At 51.0% G+C, this 17,230-nt stretch carries 29 protein-coding genes and 2 pseudogenes; 1 reads left to right on the forward strand and 30 read right to left on the reverse strand.

What is annotated here, in order from left to right; genetic code table 11:
- Window positions 1-40: 40 nt before the first annotated feature.
- A pseudogene (locus tag AP057_RS03915) lies at window positions 41-502 on the forward strand (IS701 family transposase); the annotation flags it as partial.
- On the opposite strand, the pseudogene AP057_RS16005 reads toward AP057_RS03915, so the two are convergent.
- From AP057_RS16005 to fusA, 30 genes and pseudogenes are all read right to left on the reverse strand, one after another.
- A pseudogene (locus AP057_RS16005) lies at window positions 498-608 on the reverse strand (30S ribosomal protein S11); the annotation flags it as partial. The pseudogenes AP057_RS03915 and AP057_RS16005 sit on opposite strands and share 5 nt — an antisense overlap.
- A 25-nt stretch (window positions 609-633) precedes the next feature.
- A complete protein-coding gene (gene rpsM / locus AP057_RS03920; RefSeq protein ID WP_008881920.1) occupies window positions 634-999 on the reverse strand; it encodes a 30S ribosomal protein S13 in 366 nt (121 codons plus the stop codon).
- Window positions 1,000-1,020: 21 nt separating this feature from the next.
- Entirely contained in the window at window positions 1,021-1,134 is a 114-nt protein-coding gene (gene rpmJ, locus AP057_RS03925) for a 50S ribosomal protein L36 (RefSeq protein WP_003247619.1), read from the reverse strand.
- Window positions 1,135-1,169: 35 nt separating this feature from the next.
- The gene (gene infA, locus AP057_RS03930; protein ID WP_011229642.1) at window positions 1,170-1,388 is read right to left on the reverse strand and encodes a translation initiation factor IF-1; all 219 of its coding nucleotides are present in this window, start codon (window positions 1,386-1,388) and stop codon (window positions 1,170-1,172) included.
- A gap of 209 nt (window positions 1,389-1,597) precedes the next feature.
- Window positions 1,598-2,338, reverse strand: a complete 741-nt coding sequence (gene map / locus AP057_RS03935; RefSeq protein ID WP_055358128.1) for a type I methionyl aminopeptidase — start codon at window positions 2,336-2,338, stop codon at window positions 1,598-1,600.
- On the reverse strand, window positions 2,335-2,988 hold the full coding sequence (locus AP057_RS03940; RefSeq protein ID WP_049624206.1) for an adenylate kinase: 654 nt from the start codon (window positions 2,986-2,988) through the stop codon (window positions 2,335-2,337). The genes map and AP057_RS03940 overlap by 4 nt, the downstream gene beginning before the upstream one ends.
- A gap of 43 nt (window positions 2,989-3,031) precedes the next feature.
- Window positions 3,032-4,324: a preprotein translocase subunit SecY gene (gene secY, locus AP057_RS03945; RefSeq protein ID WP_055358129.1), complete on the reverse strand. Its 1,293-nt coding sequence runs from the start codon at window positions 4,322-4,324 to the stop codon at window positions 3,032-3,034.
- Window positions 4,324-4,764, reverse strand: coding sequence for a 50S ribosomal protein L15 (rplO, locus tag AP057_RS03950; RefSeq protein WP_011229638.1), 441 nt, complete (start codon window positions 4,762-4,764; stop codon window positions 4,324-4,326). Before rplO ends, secY begins: the two co-directional genes overlap by 1 nt.
- A gap of 20 nt (window positions 4,765-4,784) precedes the next feature.
- Window positions 4,785-4,973, reverse strand: coding sequence for a 50S ribosomal protein L30 (gene rpmD / locus AP057_RS03955; RefSeq protein ID WP_033008683.1), 189 nt, complete (start codon window positions 4,971-4,973; stop codon window positions 4,785-4,787).
- 13 nt (window positions 4,974-4,986) lie between these two features.
- Window positions 4,987-5,487 (reverse strand): 30S ribosomal protein S5, encoded by a 501-nt coding sequence (rpsE, locus tag AP057_RS03960; protein WP_033017242.1) that lies wholly within the window; start codon window positions 5,485-5,487, stop codon window positions 4,987-4,989.
- Between the two features lie 19 nt (window positions 5,488-5,506).
- On the reverse strand, window positions 5,507-5,869 hold the full coding sequence (gene rplR, locus AP057_RS03965) for a 50S ribosomal protein L18 (protein WP_033008681.1): 363 nt from the start codon (window positions 5,867-5,869) through the stop codon (window positions 5,507-5,509).
- 33 nt (window positions 5,870-5,902) lie between these two features.
- The gene (gene rplF / locus AP057_RS03970; RefSeq protein WP_011229634.1) at window positions 5,903-6,439 is read right to left on the reverse strand and encodes a 50S ribosomal protein L6; all 537 of its coding nucleotides are present in this window, start codon (window positions 6,437-6,439) and stop codon (window positions 5,903-5,905) included.
- A gap of 32 nt (window positions 6,440-6,471) precedes the next feature.
- Complete coding sequence (gene rpsH, locus AP057_RS03975; protein WP_033008676.1) at window positions 6,472-6,870, reverse strand: 30S ribosomal protein S8; 399 nt, start codon at window positions 6,868-6,870, stop codon at window positions 6,472-6,474.
- A 33-nt stretch (window positions 6,871-6,903) separates the two neighbouring features.
- Window positions 6,904-7,089: a type Z 30S ribosomal protein S14 gene (locus AP057_RS03980; RefSeq protein ID WP_003247599.1), complete on the reverse strand. Its 186-nt coding sequence runs from the start codon at window positions 7,087-7,089 to the stop codon at window positions 6,904-6,906.
- Window positions 7,090-7,118: 29 nt separating this feature from the next.
- Window positions 7,119-7,658, reverse strand: coding sequence for a 50S ribosomal protein L5 (gene rplE, locus AP057_RS03985; protein WP_033008675.1), 540 nt, complete (start codon window positions 7,656-7,658; stop codon window positions 7,119-7,121).
- 27 nt (window positions 7,659-7,685) lie between these two features.
- Complete coding sequence (gene rplX, locus AP057_RS03990) at window positions 7,686-7,997, reverse strand: 50S ribosomal protein L24 (RefSeq protein WP_011229631.1); 312 nt, start codon at window positions 7,995-7,997, stop codon at window positions 7,686-7,688.
- 36 nt (window positions 7,998-8,033) lie between these two features.
- A complete protein-coding gene (gene rplN, locus AP057_RS03995) occupies window positions 8,034-8,402 on the reverse strand; it encodes a 50S ribosomal protein L14 (RefSeq protein ID WP_011229630.1) in 369 nt (122 codons plus the stop codon).
- Window positions 8,403-8,450: 48 nt separating this feature from the next.
- Window positions 8,451-8,714 carry a 30S ribosomal protein S17 gene (rpsQ, locus tag AP057_RS04000; protein ID WP_033008672.1) on the reverse strand — a complete coding sequence of 88 codons (264 nt, stop codon included), beginning with the start codon at window positions 8,712-8,714 and terminating at the stop codon, window positions 8,451-8,453.
- A gap of 22 nt (window positions 8,715-8,736) precedes the next feature.
- Window positions 8,737-8,937, reverse strand: a complete 201-nt coding sequence (rpmC, locus tag AP057_RS04005; RefSeq protein WP_011229628.1) for a 50S ribosomal protein L29 — start codon at window positions 8,935-8,937, stop codon at window positions 8,737-8,739.
- On the reverse strand, window positions 8,937-9,362 hold the full coding sequence (rplP, locus tag AP057_RS04010) for a 50S ribosomal protein L16 (RefSeq protein WP_011229627.1): 426 nt from the start codon (window positions 9,360-9,362) through the stop codon (window positions 8,937-8,939). The genes rpmC and rplP overlap by 1 nt, the downstream gene beginning before the upstream one ends.
- A 2-nt stretch (window positions 9,363-9,364) precedes the next feature.
- Entirely contained in the window at window positions 9,365-10,021 is a 657-nt protein-coding gene (gene rpsC / locus AP057_RS04015) for a 30S ribosomal protein S3 (protein ID WP_033008670.1), read from the reverse strand.
- A gap of 3 nt (window positions 10,022-10,024) precedes the next feature.
- A complete protein-coding gene (gene rplV, locus AP057_RS04020; protein WP_033008668.1) occupies window positions 10,025-10,366 on the reverse strand; it encodes a 50S ribosomal protein L22 in 342 nt (113 codons plus the stop codon).
- Between the two features lie 18 nt (window positions 10,367-10,384).
- On the reverse strand, window positions 10,385-10,663 hold the full coding sequence (gene rpsS / locus AP057_RS04025; protein WP_003247570.1) for a 30S ribosomal protein S19: 279 nt from the start codon (window positions 10,661-10,663) through the stop codon (window positions 10,385-10,387).
- 33 nt (window positions 10,664-10,696) lie between these two features.
- Window positions 10,697-11,527, reverse strand: coding sequence for a 50S ribosomal protein L2 (gene rplB, locus AP057_RS04030; RefSeq protein WP_011229623.1), 831 nt, complete (start codon window positions 11,525-11,527; stop codon window positions 10,697-10,699).
- A 27-nt stretch (window positions 11,528-11,554) separates the two neighbouring features.
- Window positions 11,555-11,842: a 50S ribosomal protein L23 gene (rplW, locus tag AP057_RS04035; RefSeq protein ID WP_033008663.1), complete on the reverse strand. Its 288-nt coding sequence runs from the start codon at window positions 11,840-11,842 to the stop codon at window positions 11,555-11,557.
- Window positions 11,842-12,465 carry a 50S ribosomal protein L4 gene (gene rplD, locus AP057_RS04040; RefSeq protein WP_033008661.1) on the reverse strand — a complete coding sequence of 208 codons (624 nt, stop codon included), beginning with the start codon at window positions 12,463-12,465 and terminating at the stop codon, window positions 11,842-11,844. Before rplD ends, rplW begins: the two co-directional genes overlap by 1 nt.
- A 29-nt stretch (window positions 12,466-12,494) precedes the next feature.
- Window positions 12,495-13,136: a 50S ribosomal protein L3 gene (rplC, locus tag AP057_RS04045; RefSeq protein WP_033008659.1), complete on the reverse strand. Its 642-nt coding sequence runs from the start codon at window positions 13,134-13,136 to the stop codon at window positions 12,495-12,497.
- A 20-nt stretch (window positions 13,137-13,156) separates the two neighbouring features.
- Complete coding sequence (gene rpsJ / locus AP057_RS04050) at window positions 13,157-13,465, reverse strand: 30S ribosomal protein S10 (protein ID WP_008881945.1); 309 nt, start codon at window positions 13,463-13,465, stop codon at window positions 13,157-13,159.
- 350 nt (window positions 13,466-13,815) lie between these two features.
- Window positions 13,816-15,003 carry an elongation factor Tu gene (tuf, locus tag AP057_RS04055; protein ID WP_055358130.1) on the reverse strand — a complete coding sequence of 396 codons (1,188 nt, stop codon included), beginning with the start codon at window positions 15,001-15,003 and terminating at the stop codon, window positions 13,816-13,818.
- 128 nt (window positions 15,004-15,131) lie between these two features.
- Entirely contained in the window at window positions 15,132-17,210 is a 2,079-nt protein-coding gene (gene fusA / locus AP057_RS04060; RefSeq protein WP_055358131.1) for an elongation factor G, read from the reverse strand.
- Window positions 17,211-17,230 lie beyond the last annotated feature (20 nt).

Genomic DNA, 17,230 nt, shown 5'->3' on the forward strand with positions numbered 1-17,230 from the left:
TAGATGTACCACCAACTATCCACAAGGAGGTTCATGTCTCATGAATAGATTAGCACATCACCAAGGAATCCACAAGTTTTTCTTCACGCTGGGGTTGACGCTGCAGCTTTCCAAACCGGTCATCAAGCATCTCATTCATATTGTCGATGCCTTGACCACCAAGGGATTCTCGGGAACATTGACTGATATTCATTACTGGAGCTTTCATCCGAATCATCGAACGACGCTCMGTCACTTTTTCACGAAAAGCCCTTGGAACGAGGAAAGGCTGCTTGGGAAGCTTCAAGAGTGGATCCTTTCCCAGGTCGAACGACTGGCCAAACGGAAGAATCAACCCCTTTTTGTTTCGATTGATGATACGATTTGCCAAAAAACAAAGCCTTCGTCACGGGCTGTGCACGCCATTCAAGGGTGCGACTGGCACTACTCGCATAAAGATCATCAATCGGTCTGGGGGCATTCGCTCGTTTGGCTGATGGTGCACACCTTCACGCAGGCGTTCCCRTAATCGTCACGATCGTGTTGTTGAAAGTCGAACGGATATGAGCGATGCCAGTGTCAATATTTTTTCTCACCCGGCGTTTGCGAGTGTTTGTTCTGCGTGCCATTCGTCAAATGACCTCCTTTGCGTGATTATTTTTTCTTATTCGCTACCGTACGGCGCGGACCTTTGCGCGTGCGGGCATTGTTTTTCGTGTTTTGGCCGCGAACCGGCAATCCGCGGCGATGGCGGAGTCCGCGATAGCAACCGATTTCCATCAGCCGTTTAATGTTTAACGATACTTCGCGGCGCAAATCCCCTTCCACTTTTAAGCGGCCGACGATTTCGCGAATGCGGCCAAGCTCTTCTTCCGTTAAGTCACGGACGCGCGTGTCTTCCGATACTCCTGCTTCTTTTAAGATTTTTTGCGCCGTTGGTTTGCCGATCCCGTAAATGTATGTTAACGAAATGACTACGCGCTTGTCGCGCGGAATGTCAACACCTGCAATACGTGCCATCGTAGTACACCTCCTTGGAAATTACCCTTGACGTTGTTTGTGTTTTGGGTTTTCACAAATGACCATGACTTTTCCGCGTCTGCGAATAACTTTGCATTTTTCGCAAATCGGTTTGACAGATGGTCTCACTTTCATGTTGTTTACCTCCTTATTAAACGGAGTGCAATCTTTTATTTATACCGATACGTGATTCGTCCACGCGTCAAATCATAGGGCGACAATTCCACCGTCACTCGGTCGCCGGGCAAAATGCGGATGAAGTGCATGCGGATTTTGCCGGACACATGGGCCAATACCGTATGCCCATTTTCTAATTCTACACGAAACATCGCATTTGGCAATGTTTCAATGACGGTGCCTTCTACTTCAATGACATCGTCTTTTGCCATCGAGCGGCTCCCCCTCCTTCGAATGAGTAACATTGTGTTACGCAAAACCGGACGGACATAAGGCGGCGCAATTGTCCACAGTGAACGGGAAGGTCGGTAAGCGGCCGCCTTGATCGCGGAATCGGCGAAACAGCTTTAGACAACTGCAAACGTTGAAAACGGTTCGCCGATCTGCCCGAGCACCTTGAGGCGGCTCTGCCTCGATCCGTTCACGTTAAAACTTCATAGCCATTTTCCGTAATCACAATCGTATGTTCAAAATGGGCACACCGTTTTCCGTCCGCCGTCACGACGGTCCAGTCATCAGCCAACGTTTTGACATGGCGGCTGCCCGCATTGACCATCGGTTCGATGCATAGCGTCATCCCCGGACGCAAAATCGGCCCTTTATTCGGTGGCCCATAATGTGGGACTTGCGGGTCTTCATGTAAGTGTTGACCAATTCCATGCCCCACATACTCGCGAACGACGGAAAAATGGTGCGCTTCAACATACGTTTGAATCGCATGAGAAATGTTCGTCAAACGAGCGCCTGGCTTCGCCTCGGCGAGTCCGACATACAACGATTGTTCTGTTACGTCGAGCAGCCGCTTCGTCTCCGCATCGATCTCCCCAACGGGATACGTCCAGGCGGAGTCGGCGTGATACCCTTCATACTGGGCGCCCACATCGATCGTAATAATGTCGCCCTCGCATAACACACGGTCGCCGGGAATGCCGTGCACAAGCTCCTCATTGACTGAAGCGCAAATGCTTCCCGGGAACCCTTGGTATCCTTTAAACGATGGAACGGCGCCATGGGAACGAATCACTTCCTCCGCGATGGCATCCAGTTCCTTTGTCGTGACCCCGGGGCGAATATGGTTTTTCAACTCTTCCAACGTAGCGGAAACAATTTTTCCAGCCTCGCGCATGAGGGTGATTTCGTGCGCGGTTTTGCAAATGATCATCGAGCAAGTCCCCCGAGCAATTCACGAATATCGGCAAACACCTTTTCCATGTCCTGTTCGCCGTTAATGTTGCGCAAATAGCCTTTTTGTTCGTAAAAGTCAACGAGCGGCTTCATTTGTTTCATATTCACTTCGAGCCGGTTCGCCACTGTCGCTTCGTTATCATCGGCGCGCTGGTACAATTCCCCCCCGCACTTATCGCAAACACCCGGTTTCGCCGGCGGATGAAAAACAAGATGGTACGTCGCTCCGCAGTTGCGGCAAATCCGTCTGCCGGTCAAGCGCTCCATTAAAACGTCTTGGCGGACATCGATATGGATGACATAGTCAAGTTTGCGGCCAATGTCGGCCAACATCGTTTCCAGCGCCTCCGCTTGAGCGACCGTGCGCGGGAATCCATCGAGCAAAAAACCGTTTTGGCAATCGTCTTTGCTCAGCCGTTCACGGACAATGCCGATCGTCACTTCATCCGGAACAAGGTCGCCGCGGTCCATATATTGCTTCGCTTGAAGCCCTAGCGGCGTTCCTTCCTTCATCGCCGCCCGAAACATATCGCCCGTTGAAATGTGCGGAATACCGTAAGCCGCTACGATTTTCTCGGCCTGCGTGCCTTTGCCTGCACCCGGCAGCCCCATCAGCACTAAATTCATCCTAACTCCCCCTATCGGCAAGGGACGCCCGCTCTTGCCTTCTTTATTTGATGAATCCACGGTAATGGCGTTTCACCAGCTGGCTCTCAAGCTGTTTCATTGTCTCCAGCGCCACGCCGACGACAATGAGCAAGCTCGTACCGCCAATTTTCGCAGAAGGTGGCAAGTTCGCAACGTTCACGAAGAACACCGGCAGCACGGCAATGACCGCTAAAAAGACAGAGCCGACGAGTGTCAGCCGGTACAAAATTCTCGTTACATACTCTTGTGTATTCTTTCCAGGACGGATGCCTGGAATATAGCCGCCTTGCTTCTTCAAATTCTCCGCCATTTGCTCCGGGTTGACTTGGACGAACGCATAAAAGTACGTAAACGCGATAATAAGCACGACGTAAATCGTCATGCCAATCGGATGGGTATAATCAAACGTTCGGCGAATCCACAATGTTACATCATTCGTGCCAAAAAACGATGCAATGGTCGGTGGTGCAATCAAAAACGATACAGCAAAAATGACCGGAATGACTCCCGCTGGGTTCACTTTGAGCGGCACATGAGTCGAGTGGCCGCCCACCGGGCTTCGGCCCTCAAGCCGCTTTGCGTATTGAATCGGAATTTTCCGGAACGCCTGCTGGATGTAAATGACACCAACGATGACGGCAACGACCGCCAACGCCACAAGCAGGAGCCGGACGATGCGCAAAAACACATCTTCCCCGACATTTTCAAACTGTTGGGCGTAAATTTGGTTCAAGACCGTCGGAATGCCTGAGACAATCCCGGCGAAAATAATGATCGAAATGCCATTGCCCACGCCTTTCGCGGTGATCTGTTCGCCGAGCCACATTAAAAATGCAGTGCCGGCGGTCAAGACAACCGCGATCAACAAATACGTGCCGATGCCCGGATTTCGAATGAGCATCCCGCCAGCTAAATTGTTGAAGCCGTACGACATGCCAAGCGCTTGGATAAACCCGAGCACGACCGTGAAATAGCGGGTAAACTGAGCTAATTTACGCCGGCCAACCTCGCCTTGCTTCGACCACTCCGTAAATTTGGGAACAACGTCCATTTGCAGCAGCTGGACGATAATCGACGCGGTGATGTAGGGCATAACCCCCATGGCAAAAATTGAAAAATTTCGCAGCGCCCCGCCGCCAAAAATGTTCAGGACGCCGAACGAATTTAATTCATCTTGCAGCTTGAGCACATCGGTGTTCACGCTCGGAACCGGGATGAACGTTCCGATGCGGAACACGATCAGCATAAGAAGAGTGAAAATGATTTTGTTTCGAATATCACTGACGCGCATAAAGTTGGAGATTGTCCGAAACATTAAATCACCTCAGTTTTACCGCCAGCCGCTTCAATGGCCTCTTTCGCCGATGCTGAGAATTTATGTGCTTTGACCGTCAGTTTTTTCTCGATTTGGCCTTTGCCTAAAATTTTCACACCCGATTTCAACTTGCTAATAACGCCCGTTTCAAGGAGCAATTCCGGCGTTACTTCCGTTCCGTCTTCAAAACGGTTCAGTTTTTCCAAGTTCACAACTGCATATTCTTTCCGGTTGATGTTCGTGAAGCCGCGCTTCGGCAAACGGCGGAACAACGGTGTTTGACCGCCCTCAAAACCGAGGCGAACCCCCCCACCCGAGCGGGCATTTTGACCTTTTTGACCACGTCCGGACGTTTTGCCGTTGCCTGACCCGATCCCGCGGCCGACACGAACCGCTTTCTTCCGGGAACCCGGCGCTGGTTGCAATTCATGAAGTTTCATGGCGAAGCACCTCCTTACGATTATTCCTCAATTTCTTTCACTTTGACCAGATGAGCGACTTTGTTGATCATCCCGCGGATGGCAGGATTGTCGTTATGGACGACCGTTTGATGCATTTTCCGCAAGCCGAGCGTTCTGACGGTAATGCGCTGATCTTCCGGACGGCCAATCACGCTGCGCGTGAGGGTAATCGCCAGTTTTTTTGCCATGATCGTTCCCTCCTTATCCTAACAGTTCCTCGACTGTTTTGCCGCGCAATTTTGCTACGTCTTCGGCGCGTTTTAATTGTTTCAACCCATCGAACGTGGCGCGCACCATGTTGATTGGTGTGTTCGAGCCGATTGATTTTGACAAAATGTCGCTGATGCCCGCCAGCTCTAATACGGCACGGGCCGGACCGCCGGCGATAACCCCGGTACCTTCAGAGGCCGGTTTTAAAATGATTTCCCCAGCGCCGAAGTGGCCGATGACTTCATGCGGAATCGTTGTGCCGACGATCGGCACTTCAATTAAGTTTTTCTTCGCATCTTCAATGGCTTTGCGGATCGCTTCCGGAACTTCTTGCGCTTTCCCGGTGCCAAATCCGACGTGGCCGTTTTTATCGCCGACGACGACGAGAGCTGAAAAGCGCAGGCGACGTCCGCCTTTCACGACTTTTGCTACACGGTTGACCGCGACTACACGCTCTTCGAGTTCGAGTTTATTTGGATTGATACGACGCATCGTTGTCCCTCCTTTGTAATTAGAATTCCAGACCGGCTTCGCGGGCGGCATCCGCTAGTGCTTTCACCCGGCCATGGTACAAATATCCGCCGCGATCGAAGACGACTTGTTTGATGCCTTTTTCCAACGCCCGTTTGGCGACAAGTTCGCCGACTTTTTTCGCCGCCTCAATGTTGTTCGTCGAATCTAAGCCGAACTCTTTATCCAATGTCGACGCGCTGACAATCGTTGCTGATTTTGTATCATCAATAATTTGTGCATAAATATGTTTGTTTGAACGGAACACGCTCAACCGCGGACGTTCAGTCGTGCCGAAGATTTTTTTCCGGATGCGCGCGTGTCTTTTTTTGCGGACCGCGTTTCGGTCAACTTTTGTAATCATCGAGTGTCACTCCTTTCGCTTCGCTATGCCGCGTTATTTACCAGTTTTGCCTTCCTTCAGGCGCACCAATTCGCCTTCGTAGCGAATGCCTTTGCCTTTATACGGCTCCGGCGGGCGTACAGCACGAATGTTGGCTGCCAATTCGCCGACGCGTTGTTTGTCTGCCCCTTTGACGATAATTTTCGTTTGGGACGGAACTTCGATTTCGAGCCCTTCCTCTGGCTCAATTTCTACCGGATGGGAGTAACCGACGCTCAACACAAGCTTTTTCCCTTGTTTGGACGCCCGGTACCCGACACCAACGAGTTCGAGCGCTTTTTCATACCCTTTCGAAACGCCTTCGACCATGTTGGCGAGCAAGCTGCGCGTCGTGCCGTGGAGCGCGCGGTGATGTTTTTCATCGCTTGGGCGCGTAACAGTGATCACATTGCCCTCAACGGTGATCGTCATATCCGGATGGAACGTGCGGGTTAATTCCCCTTTCGGCCCTTTGACCGTAACGGTATTGCCGTTCACAGTAACGGTGACACCGGCAGGAATTTCAATTGGTTTTTTGCCGACACGTGACATGTCAAACACACCTCCATTCTTGAGCAAATAAATTACCAAACGTAGGCGATTACTTCGCCGCCCGTGCCTTTTTGCCGTGCTTCTTTGTCCGTTAAGACGCCTTGCGATGTCGAAAGAATCGCGATGCCTAAGCCGTTTAAGACGCGCGGCACTTCATGAGCCTTGACGTATACGCGCAAACCGGGTTTGCTGATGCGTTTCAGCCCTGTAATGACGCGTTCATTGTTCGGGCCGTACTTCAAGAATATGCGGAGAATGCCTTGTTTGTTGTCTTCGATATATTCATAATCACGAATAAACCCTTCGCGCTTTAAAATTTCGGCGATTTCCCGCTTGATTTTCGAAGCCGGGACTTCGAGCTTTTCGTGACGAACCATATTCGCATTCCGAATGCGGGTCAGCATATCAGCAATTGGATCTGTCATCACCATTTTGTTTTACCTCCTTCCCAATCAATGGGTTGATTACCAGCTGGCTTTTTTGATGCCAGGAAGTTGACCTTTATATGCGAGTTCACGGAAACAAATACGGCAAAGTTTAAACTTGCGGTAAACCGAATGCGGGCGGCCGCAGCGCTCGCAGCGGGTATACGCTCTTACTTTAAACTTCGGCGTCCGTTTTTGTTTCGCGATCATCGATTTTTTAGCCACGATTTCGCCTCCCTTTCCTTATGGGATCATTATTTTTGGAATGGCATGCCCAGCAACGCCAGCAGTTCACGCGCTTCTTCGTCCGTGTTGGCCGTTGTGACGATCACGATATCCATGCCGCGCACTTTGTTCACTTTATCGTAGTCAATCTCCGGGAAAATGAGCTGCTCTTTAATGCCGAGCGTATAGTTGCCGCGGCCATCGAACGCTTTTTTCGATACCCCGCGGAAGTCGCGCACGCGCGGGAGCGAGACCGAGATCAACTTATCAAGAAATTCATACATCCGTTCACCGCGCAACGTTACTTTTGCACCGATCGGCATCCCTTGGCGGAGACGGAAGCCCGCAATCGATTTTTTCGCGCGCGTCACAACCGGACGCTGGCCGGCGATCAACGTCAGCTCTTCAACGGCGCTGTCTAATGCTTTCGGGTTTTGCACCGCGTCGCCGACACCCATGTTGATGACGATTTTTTCGATTTTCGGCACTTGCATGATCGATTTATAGTTGAACTTGCTCATCAGAGCAGGAACGACTTCTTTTACATACTTCTCTTTTAGGCGGTTCATAAAGGTACCTCCTTTCCTGCGTCACGATTATTTATCTAAAATCTCTCCGGATTTTTTCGCGTAGCGCACTTTTTTACCGTCGACAATTTTGTAGCCGATGCGCGTCGGTTCGCCTGTTTTCGGATCTAACGGCATCACTTTCGACACATGGATCGGCGCCTCTTTTTCGATGATGCCGCCTTGCGGATTCGCTTGCGACGGTTTCGCATGCTTTTTCACAATGTTGACGCCCTCAACGATGACGCGGTTTTTCTTCGGAAACGCCGCCAGGATGACGCCTTGTTTGCCTTTGTCTTTACCGGAGATTACTTGCACTTTGTCACCTTTTTTTACATGCATCGCATTCGCACCTCCTTGAAACGTGCTTCCGTCCCATTAGATAACTTCCGGGGCTAACGAAATGATTTTCATGAAATCTTTGTCGCGCAGTTCGCGGGCAACCGGCCCAAAAATACGCGTGCCGCGCGGGCTTTTGTCATCACGGATGATGACGCAGGCGTTCTCGTCAAAACGGATATATGAACCGTCCGGACGGCGCACCCCGCGTTTTGTGCGGACGACCACCGCTTTTACGACTTGACCTTTTTTAACAACGCCACCTGGCGTCGCATCTTTAACCGTAGCGACAACAACATCGCCGATGTTCGCATAGCGGCGGCCCGAGCCTCCGAGCACTTTAATGACAAGCACTTCGCGTGCGCCAGAGTTATCAGCTACTTTTAAGCGAGATTCTTGTTGAATCATCGACGAAACCTCCTTTCGGACTTATCTCCCCGAACTGGAATGAAATGATTACAGAACAACTGCTTTTTCAACGATCTCGACGAGGCGGAATCGTTTCGTTGCCGACAGCGGGCGGGTTTCCATGATTTTGACGATGTCGCCCACTTTCGCTTCGTTATGTTCGTCATGCGCTTTATATTTTTTCGAATATTTCACGCGCTTGCCGTATAACGGATGTTTTTTGTACGTTTCAACCAAAACGGTAATCGTTTTGTCCATTTTGTCTGATACGACCCGTCCGACGTACACTTTTCGTTGATTGCGTTCGCTCATTCCGCAAACCTCCTCTCAAACATTATTTATTGGCAGCGAGCTCACGTTCGCGAATGATCGTTTTCATACGGGCGATGTCTTTGCGCACTTGGCGGATGCGCGCCGTGTTTTCCAGTTGGCCCGTCGCCAGCTGGAAGCGAAGGTTGAACAATTCTTCCTTCAACGCTTTAATTTTTTGTTCGATTTCGGCAGTGGTTAACTCACGGATTTCTTTCGCTTTCATTACGCTTCACCACCAGTTTCTTCACGTTTTACGAATTTGCATTTGATCGGAAGTTTGTGAGAAGCCAAACGCAACGCTTCACGTGCCACTTCCTCGGAAACACCGCCCACTTCAAACATCACTTTGCCTGGTTTGACAACGGCAACCCAGCCTTCCGGAGCCCCTTTACCGGAACCCATCCGCACTTCAAGCGGTTTCGCTGTGTATGGTTTCGAAGGGAAAATGCGAATCCATACTTTTCCGCCCCGTCTCATGTAGCGGGTCATTGCCCGACGGGCGGCCTCAATTTGCCGGTTCGTAATCCAAGCCGATTCCAGCGCTTGCAGGCCGAATTCACCAAAATGAACTTCCGTACCGCCTTTGGCGCGGCCTTTCATCCGTCCGCGATGTTCACGGCGATATTTGACGCGTTTTGGCATTAACATGATTATTTTCCTCCTTCCTCAGCTTTTTTCTTTGTCGGAAGGACTTCCCCACGGTAAATCCATACTTTCACGCCGATTTTTCCGTACGTCGTATCGGCTTCTGCCGTCGCATAGTCAATGTCAGCGCGCAGCGTATGGAGTGGAACCGTCCCTTCGCTGTAATGTTCCGAACGTGCAATCTCTGCACCGCCTAAGCGGCCGGACACCATCGTTTTGATCCCTTTCGCCCCGGCGCGCATCGCCCGTTGAATCGCTTGTTTTTGCGCCCGGCGGAACGATACGCGGTTTTCAAGCTGGCGGGCAATATTTTCCGCAACAAGTTTCGCATCCAAATCCGGTTTTTTGATTTCAACGATGTTGATGTGAACGCGTTTGCCGGTCAATTGCGTGAGCGCTTTGCGGAGCGCTTCCACTTCCGAACCGCCTTTCCCGATGACCATGCCCGGTTTCGCCGTATGGATCGTCACGTTGACGCGGTTGGCGGCGCGTTCAATCTCTACGCGGGAAACGGCTGCGTCCTGCAAACGTTTGTTGATGTATTCACGGATTTTTAAGTCCTCATGCACGAGGTCTGCATAGTCTTTTTCCGCATACCATCTCGATTCCCAGTCACGAATGATGCCGATGCGCAGACCGATCGGATTGACCTTTTGACCCACGGATTATCCCTCCTTCTTTTCTGACACGACGATTGTAATATGGCTTGTGCGTTTATTAATGGCGCTTGCCCGGCCCATCGCACGCGGACGGAAACGTTTCAACGTTGGACCTTCATCAACGTACGCTTGGGAAATGACCAAGTTGTTGACGTCCATGTCATAGTTGTGTTCAGCGTTGGCAACAGCCGATTTCAACACTTTTTCAATGATCGGGGAAGCCGCTTTTGGCGTGTGGCGCAAAATCGCGAATGCTTCGCCCACTTCCTTCCCACGGATCAAGTCAATGACTAAGCGCGCTTTACGAGGAGCGATGCGAACGGTTCTCGCAACAGCTTTAGCTTGCATATCCAGAACCTCCTCTCATTACCGTTTTGTTTTCTTGTCATCGCCAGCATGGCCGCGGAACGTGCGCGTCGGCGCAAATTCACCCAATTTGTGCCCGACCATGTCTTCTGTGATGTATACCGGTACATGTTTGCGGCCGTCATATACGGCGATCGTATGGCCGACAAACTGCGGGAAGATCGTCGAACGGCGAGACCATGTTTTGATCACTTGTTTTTGCCCAGTTTCATTGAGCTTTTCGATTTTTTTCATCAAATGTTCATCGCAAAACGGACCTTTTTTCAAGCTGCGACCCATAAGTGAACCTCCCTTCTGAATTGCGCTCGTTCATTATTTCTTACGGCGGCGAATGATGAATTTATCCGATTTGTTTTTCTTTTTGCGCGTTTTGTATCCGAGCGTCGGTTTGCCCCACGGCGTCATCGGCGACTTGCGTCCGATCGGTGCTTTCCCTTCACCACCGCCGTGCGGATGATCAACTGGGTTCATAACCGAACCGCGAACAGTCGGACGGATGCCTAACCAGCGAGCGCGCCCTGCTTTCCCGATGTTGACAAGTTCGTGCTGCTCGTTGCCGACTTCACCGACAGTAGCGCGGCATTTGCCCAAAATCATGCGCACTTCGCCCGAAGCGAGGCGAACGATGACATATTTGCCTTCTTTCCCGAGCACTTGCGCCGACGTTCCGGCTGCGCGCACCAATTGCCCGCCGCGGCCCGGCTTCAATTCGATGTTGTGGACAAGCGTACCGACCGGGATGTTTTCAAGCGGCAATGCATTCCCGATTTTAATGTCCGCATCCGGACCCGACATGATTTCCATGCCGACTTTTAAGTTTTTCGGCGCGATGATGTACCGTTTTTCACCGTCTGCATAGTTGATGAGCGCGATGTTCGCCGAGCGGTTCGGATCGTACTCAATCGTAGCAACGCGTCCTGGAATTCCATCTTTGTCACGCTTAAAGTCGATGATCCGGTATTGACGCTTATGACCCCCGCCTTGATGGCGAACGGTAATTTTCCCTTGGTTGTTGCGGCCTGCTTTTTTCTTTAATGGAGCAAGCAGCGATTTTTCCGGCTGGTCTGTCGTGATCTCCGAGAAATCAAGCACCGTCATGCCGCGACGGCCGTTCGATGTCGGTTTGTATTTTTTAATCGCCATCGGAATGTCCCTCCTTCGCTTTTAGTCTTACACTTCAAACAGTTCGATTTCTTTGCTGTCTGGCGTCAGCGTGACGATCGCTTTGCGGCGGCGGTTCGTATAGCCGCTGTAGCGGCCGACGCGTTTAAATTTCCCTTTATAGTTCATGATGTTGACTTTCTCGACTTTGACGCCAAAAATTTTCTCGACCGCGTCTTTCACTTCCGTTTTGTTCGCTTTGACGTCGACCTCAAACGTATATTTCTTTTGCCCGATCAAATTCATTGTGTTTTCCGTGATGATGGGGCGCTTAATAATGTCGCGAGGGTCTTTCATTATGCAAGCACCTCCTCTACTTTCTCCACGGCCGCCTTCGTAATGACGAGCTTATCGTGGTTTAACACGTCAAGCACGTTGATGCCGTTGGCTGGAACGACTTTGACGCCCGGGATGTTGCGCGCCGACAAATATACATTCTCATTGAGCTCGTCGGTCACAATGAGTGCTTTCCGATCCACCGAGAGATTGTTTAAAATTTTGACCATTTCCTTCGTCTTCGGTGCTTCAAGCGACAATTGGTCCAGTACCACGATGTCGTTTTCGAGCACTTTTGAAGACAATGCCGATTTGATCGCTAAACGGCGGACTTTTTTCGGCAATTTGTAGCTGTAGCTGCGCGGAACCGGACCAAAGACCGTGCCGCCGCCGCGCCATTGCGGAGCGCGAATCGAACCTTGGCGGGCGCGTCCTGTCCCTTTTTGACGCCACGGTTTGCGGCCGCCGCCGCTCACTTCCGCGCGGTTTTTCGTTTTGTGCGTTCCTTGGCGCATCGAGGCGCGCTGCATAATGACAGCTTCGAACAATACGTGTTTATTCGGTTCAATCCCAAAAACGGCATCGTTCAGCTCGATTTCTCCGACTGTCTGCCCGTTTTGGTTATATAATGCTACTTTTGGCATTACGTAGTTCCTCCTTTCTCGGCCAAATGTTATTTCGCCTTCGCTTTCGCTTTAACGGCGCTTTTTACGATCACTAATCCTTTTCTCGGGCCCGGTACGTTCCCTTTGATGAGCAACAAGTTACGTTCCGGATCGACCTTGACAATTTTCAAGTTTTGAATCGTCACACGCTCGCCGCCCATGCGTCCCGGCAAGTTTTTCGTTTTGAATACGCGGTTTGGCGCGATGGCACCCATCGAACCCGGGCGACGATGATAGCGAGAACCGTGAGCCATTGGCCCGCGCGACTGGCCGTGGCGCTTAATGGCCCCTTGGAACCCTTTCCCTTTGGAAATGCCTGTGACATCGACGATGTCGCCTTCGCTGAAAATGTCCACTTTTACTTCTTGGCCAACTTCATACTCATTGATGTTGGCGCCGCGAATTTCACGAATGAAGCGCTTAGGTGCCGTGTTTGCTTTGGCAGCATGGCCAATTTGCGGTTTGTTGGCGCGTTTTTCGCTAATATCTTCAAACCCTAATTGGATCGCTTCATAACCGTCGTTTTCGATCGTTTTCTTTTGCAACACGACGTTTGGCGTTGCATGGATGACAGTAACCGGAATCAAATCGCCATTTTCCGCAAATATTTGCGTCATACCGATTTTTCTGCCTAAGATTCCCTTCGTCATTCGTCACACCTCCTAATCGATTAAAGTTTAATTTCAATATCAACGCCCGACGGCAAATCCAGCCGCATCAACGAATCAACCGTTTGCGGAGTCGGATTGATAATGTCAATCAAACGTTTGTGTGTCCGCATTTCGAATTGTTCACGAGAGTCTTTGTACTTGTGAACGGCACGCAAAATCGTATAGACCGTTCTTTCCGTCGGCAGCGGGATCGGCCCCGACACTTTCGCCCCAGAACGTTTTGCCGTTTCGACGATTTTCTCTGCCGATTGATCTAAAATTCGATGATCATAAGCCTTTAAACGAATACGGATTTTTTCTTTTGCCATTTTGGTTTCCCTCCTTCTTCGCCTATTTTGAAAATAGACTTCTCCATGGAAATTTCCTGCACACCGCCGTGGCAAAGCGGCCGGGTGTGTCAGCAACCTTCCACTTCATCGCAGTCAAAGACCAACATTTGATATTATACTCGTATGTAAGCGAGATTGCAAGTGATTTCTTCGCTTTTCCCACACTTCCTCATTATACATAGCGGCCGCCTCATTTTCAACAAGACACCCAAACGGTGAAGTTTGGCAAAGCCGCGTCAAAGATTGAAAGAACGGTGATGAATAGGATTCTCTGGCAGCCAGGATAAAGAAAAAAGGATGTCCAATCGTTGGACATCCTTTTTTCTTGATTACTCGATGATTTCCGATACGGAACCAGCGCCAACTGTACGGCCGCCTTCACGGATCGAGAATTTCGTTCCTTCCTCGATCGCGATCGGTGCGATCAGCTCAACCGTCATCTCAACGTTGTCGCCAGGCATAACCATTTCAACGCCTTCCGGAAGCGTGATGATGCCTGTTACGTCCGTTGTGCGGAAGTAGAATTGCGGACGATAGTTCGAGAAGAACGGAGTATGGCGTCCGCCTTCCTCTTTCGTCAGAACGTAAACTTGTGCTTTAAATTTCGTATGCGGCGTGATTGAGCCCGGTTTTGCCAATACTTGGCCGCGCTCAACTTCGTCGCGCGATACACCGCGGAGAAGCGCACCGATGTTGTCTCCAGCTTCTGCTTGGTCAAGAAGTTTACGGAACATTTCAACACCCGTAACCGTCGTGGCTTTCGGCTCGTCAGAAAGACCGATGATTTCAACCGGGTCACCGACTTTGAGCGTACCGCGCTCAACACGGCCCGTCGCAACCGTACCACGGCCTGTGATCGAGAAAACGTCCTCAATCGGCATCATGAACGGTTTGTCAACTTCACGTTGCGGAGTCGGGATGTACTCATCAACCGCGTTCATCAATTCAATGATTTTTTCTTCCCATTTCGGATCGCCTTCGAGCGCTTTTAATGCCGAACCTTTGATAACCGGCACTTCATCGCCCGGGAAGTCGTATTCAGAGAGAAGGTCGCGAACTTCCATTTCAACGAGTTCAAGCAATTCTTCGTCGTCCACCATGTCGCATTTGTTCAAGAAAACAACGATGTACGGAACGCCGACTTGGCGGGAGAGAAGAATGTGTTCGCGCGTTTGCGGCATCGGACCGTCAGCTGCCGATACAACAAGGATTGCACCGTCCATTTGCGCTGCGCCCGTGATCATGTTTTTGACGTAGTCAGCGTGGCCCGGGCAGTCAACGTGCGCGTAGTGACGAGCATCTGTTTCATACTCGACGTGGGCCGTCGAAATCGTGATCCCGCGTTCACGCTCTTCCGGAGCTGCGTCGATTTGGTCGTACGCTTTTGCTTCGGCTTTCCCTTGTTTCGCAAGAACCGTCGTGATCGCAGCTGTCAGCGTCGTTTTCCCATGGTCAACGTGGCCGATCGTGCCAATGTTGACGTGCGGTTTCGTGCGCTCAAATTTCGCTTTAGCCATGAGAAAGATCCTCCTTAAAAGTAAAATATGAATTTGTATAGTTAGGTAAGTATAGGATGCTTGGGAACAAAATGTTCCCAAGTCTTACTTACATAAGTATTTATAGCGGAACTAGCAAGAGAAATCAATTATTCGCCTTTATTTTTTTTGATAATTTCATCGGCGATGTTTTTCGGAACTTCTTCGTAGTGATCAAATACCATCGAGAATGTTCCGCGCCCTTGCGTGTTCGAACGGAGCGATGTCGCATAACCGAACATTTCGGCCAGCGGTACCATCGCGCGCACGACTTGGGCATTCCCGCGCGCTTCCATCCCTTCAACGCGACCGCGGCGAGACGTGATGTCACCCATAATGTCGCCGAGGTATTCCTCAGGGATGACAACTTCGACTTTCATGATCGGCTCAAGGAGAACCGGCTCACACTTCGTCGCGGCGTTTTTCAGCGCCAATGAAGCGGCGATTTTGAACGCCATTTCACTCGAGTCGACGTCGTGGTACGATCCGTCGAACAGTTTCGCTTTAATGTCGACGATCGGATAGCCAGCTAAGACGCCATTTTGCATCGCTTCTTCCAAACCAGCTTGAACGGCCGGCACATACTCTTTCGGAACGACACCGCCGACAATGGCGTTTTCGAATTCGAAGCCTTTGCCGCGTTCGTTCGGCGAGAATTCGATCCAAACGTGACCGTATTGACCGCGACCGCCGGACTGGCGAACGAATTTGCCTTCGACTTGGGCCGATTTGCGGAACGTTTCGCGGTAAGCAACTTGCGGCGCGCCGACGTTCGCCTCAACTTTGAACTCACGGCGCATCCGGTCAACGATGATGTCAAGATGCAGCTCGCCCATCCCGGAAATGATCGTTTGCCCTGTTTCCGGGTCGGTGTGAGCGCGGAACGTCGGGTCTTCTTCTTGCAATTTTTGCAGCGCTTGACCCATTTTGTCTTGGTCTGCTTTCGATTTCGGTTCGATCGCGACCGAAATAACCGGCTCTGGGAACTGCATCGATTCTAGGATGACGAGGTTTTTCTCATCACATAGAGTATCGCCGGTTGTCGTATCTTTTAAACCTACTGCTGCCGCAATGTCGCCGGCGTATACTTTCGAGATTTCCTCCCGATGGTTGGCGTGCATTTGCAGCAAGCGGCCGATCCGTTCGCGTTTGCGTTTCGTCGAGTTCATGACGTACGAACCGGAATCGAGCGTTCCCGAGTATACGCGGAAGAACGTCAATTTCCCGACATACGGGTCGGTCATAATTTTGAATGCCAGCGCCGCAAACGGAGCGTCGTCGCGCGCTTCACGCGTTACTTCTTCTTCCGTATCCGGAATCACCCCGCGGATGGGCGGAATGTCTACCGGAGACGGCAAGTAGTCGACAACGCCGTCAAGAAGCAGCTGAACACCTTTGTTTTTAAACGCCGAGCCGCAGAAGACCGGGAAGAATTCAACGCTGATCGTCGCCTTGCGGATGGCGGCTTTCAGCTCTTCTTTCGTGATCTCTTCGCCTTCCAAATATTTCATCATTAATTCTTCGTCCAGCTCAGCGACCGCCTCAACCAACTTGTTATGGTACTCTTCTGCCATATCGCGATATTCTTCCGGAATTTCAATGCGCTCAATGTTTTTGCCGAGCTCATCGTGGTAATGGTATGCGCACATTTCAACCAAGTCGATAATGCCAGAGAACTGGTCTTCAGCGCCGATCGGCAGCTGCACCGGGTGAGCGTTTGCTTGCAAGCGGTCATGGAGCGTTTTCACCGCATACAAGAAGTCCGCACCAATCTTGTCCATTTTGTTGACGAACACGATCCGCGGAACGCCATACGTCGTCGCTTGGCGCCAAACCGTTTCCGTTTGCGGCTCTACACCTGACTGCGCGTCTAAAACCGTGATAGCTCCATCCAATACGCGCAACGAACGTTCAACCTCAACCGTGAAGTCGACGTGCCCCGGCGTATCGATGATGTTGATGCGGTGGCCTTTCCATTGTGCCGTTGTCGCCGCCGACGTGATCGTGATCCCGCGCTCTTGCTCTTGCTCCATCCAGTCCATCGTGGCTGCGCCTTCATGCACTTCCCCGATTTTATGAACACGGCCGGTATAGAACAAGATCCGTTCGGTCGTCGTCGTCTTCCCGGCGTCAATGTGCGCCATGATCCCGATGTTGCGAGTATTTTCCAAGGAGAACTGTCTTGCCATAGTGGTTATTTTCTCCTTCC

The sequence above is a fragment of the Geobacillus sp. Sah69 genome (genome assembly GCF_001414205.1).
Lineage (GTDB): Bacteria > Bacillota > Bacilli > Bacillales > Anoxybacillaceae > Geobacillus > Geobacillus stearothermophilus.

Bases quoted from the DNA above. Each gene is read 5' to 3' on its own strand.
- rpsM (WP_008881920.1), bottom strand. From the start codon at position 999: ATGGCACGTATTGCAGGTGTTGACATTCCGCGCGACAAGCGCGTAGTC.
- rpmJ (WP_003247619.1), bottom strand. From the start codon at position 1,134: ATGAAAGTGAGACCATCTGTCAAACCGATTTGCGAAAAATGCAAAGTT.
- infA (WP_011229642.1), bottom strand. From the start codon at position 1,388: ATGGCAAAAGACGATGTCATTGAAGTAGAAGGCACCGTCATTGAAACA.
- map (WP_055358128.1), bottom strand. From the start codon at position 2,338: ATGATCATTTGCAAAACCGCGCACGAAATCACCCTCATGCGCGAGGCT.
- AP057_RS03940 (WP_049624206.1), bottom strand. From the start codon at position 2,988: ATGAATTTAGTGCTGATGGGGCTGCCGGGTGCAGGCAAAGGCACGCAG.
- secY (WP_055358129.1), bottom strand. From the start codon at position 4,324: ATGTTTCGGACAATCTCCAACTTTATGCGCGTCAGTGATATTCGAAAC.
- rplO (WP_011229638.1), bottom strand. From the start codon at position 4,764: ATGAAACTTCATGAATTGCAACCAGCGCCGGGTTCCCGGAAGAAAGCG.
- rpmD (WP_033008683.1), bottom strand. From the start codon at position 4,973: ATGGCAAAAAAACTGGCGATTACCCTCACGCGCAGCGTGATTGGCCGT.
- rpsE (WP_033017242.1), bottom strand. From the start codon at position 5,487: ATGCGTCGTATCAATCCAAATAAACTCGAACTCGAAGAGCGTGTAGTC.
- rplR (WP_033008681.1), bottom strand. From the start codon at position 5,869: ATGATTACAAAAGTTGACCGAAACGCGGTCCGCAAAAAAAGACACGCG.
- rplF (WP_011229634.1), bottom strand. From the start codon at position 6,439: ATGTCACGTGTCGGCAAAAAACCAATTGAAATTCCTGCCGGTGTCACC.
- rpsH (WP_033008676.1), bottom strand. From the start codon at position 6,870: ATGGTGATGACAGATCCAATTGCTGATATGCTGACCCGCATTCGGAAT.
- rplE (WP_033008675.1), bottom strand. From the start codon at position 7,658: ATGAACCGCCTAAAAGAGAAGTATGTAAAAGAAGTCGTTCCTGCTCTG.
- rplX (WP_011229631.1), bottom strand. From the start codon at position 7,997: ATGCATGTAAAAAAAGGTGACAAAGTGCAAGTAATCTCCGGTAAAGAC.
- rplN (WP_011229630.1), bottom strand. From the start codon at position 8,402: ATGATTCAACAAGAATCTCGCTTAAAAGTAGCTGATAACTCTGGCGCA.
- rpsQ (WP_033008672.1), bottom strand. From the start codon at position 8,714: ATGAGCGAACGCAATCAACGAAAAGTGTACGTCGGACGGGTCGTATCA.
- rpmC (WP_011229628.1), bottom strand. From the start codon at position 8,937: ATGAAAGCGAAAGAAATCCGTGAGTTAACCACTGCCGAAATCGAACAA.
- rplP (WP_011229627.1), bottom strand. From the start codon at position 9,362: ATGTTAATGCCAAAACGCGTCAAATATCGCCGTGAACATCGCGGACGG.
- rplV (WP_033008668.1), bottom strand. From the start codon at position 10,366: ATGCAAGCTAAAGCTGTTGCGAGAACCGTTCGCATCGCTCCTCGTAAA.
- rpsS (WP_003247570.1), bottom strand. From the start codon at position 10,663: ATGGGTCGCAGCTTGAAAAAAGGTCCGTTTTGCGATGAACATTTGATG.
- rplB (WP_011229623.1), bottom strand. From the start codon at position 11,527: ATGGCGATTAAAAAATACAAACCGACATCGAACGGCCGTCGCGGCATG.
- rplW (WP_033008663.1), bottom strand. From the start codon at position 11,842: ATGAAAGACCCTCGCGACATTATTAAGCGCCCCATCATCACGGAAAAC.
- rplD (WP_033008661.1), bottom strand. From the start codon at position 12,465: ATGCCAAAAGTAGCATTATATAACCAAAACGGGCAGACAGTCGGAGAA.
- rplC (WP_033008659.1), bottom strand. From the start codon at position 13,136: ATGACGAAGGGAATCTTAGGCAGAAAAATCGGTATGACGCAAATATTT.
- rpsJ (WP_008881945.1), bottom strand. From the start codon at position 13,465: ATGGCAAAAGAAAAAATCCGTATTCGTTTAAAGGCTTATGATCATCGA.
- tuf (WP_055358130.1), bottom strand. From the start codon at position 15,003: ATGGCTAAAGCGAAATTTGAGCGCACGAAACCGCACGTCAACATTGGC.
- fusA (WP_055358131.1), bottom strand. From the start codon at position 17,210: ATGGCAAGACAGTTCTCCTTGGAAAATACTCGCAACATCGGGATCATG.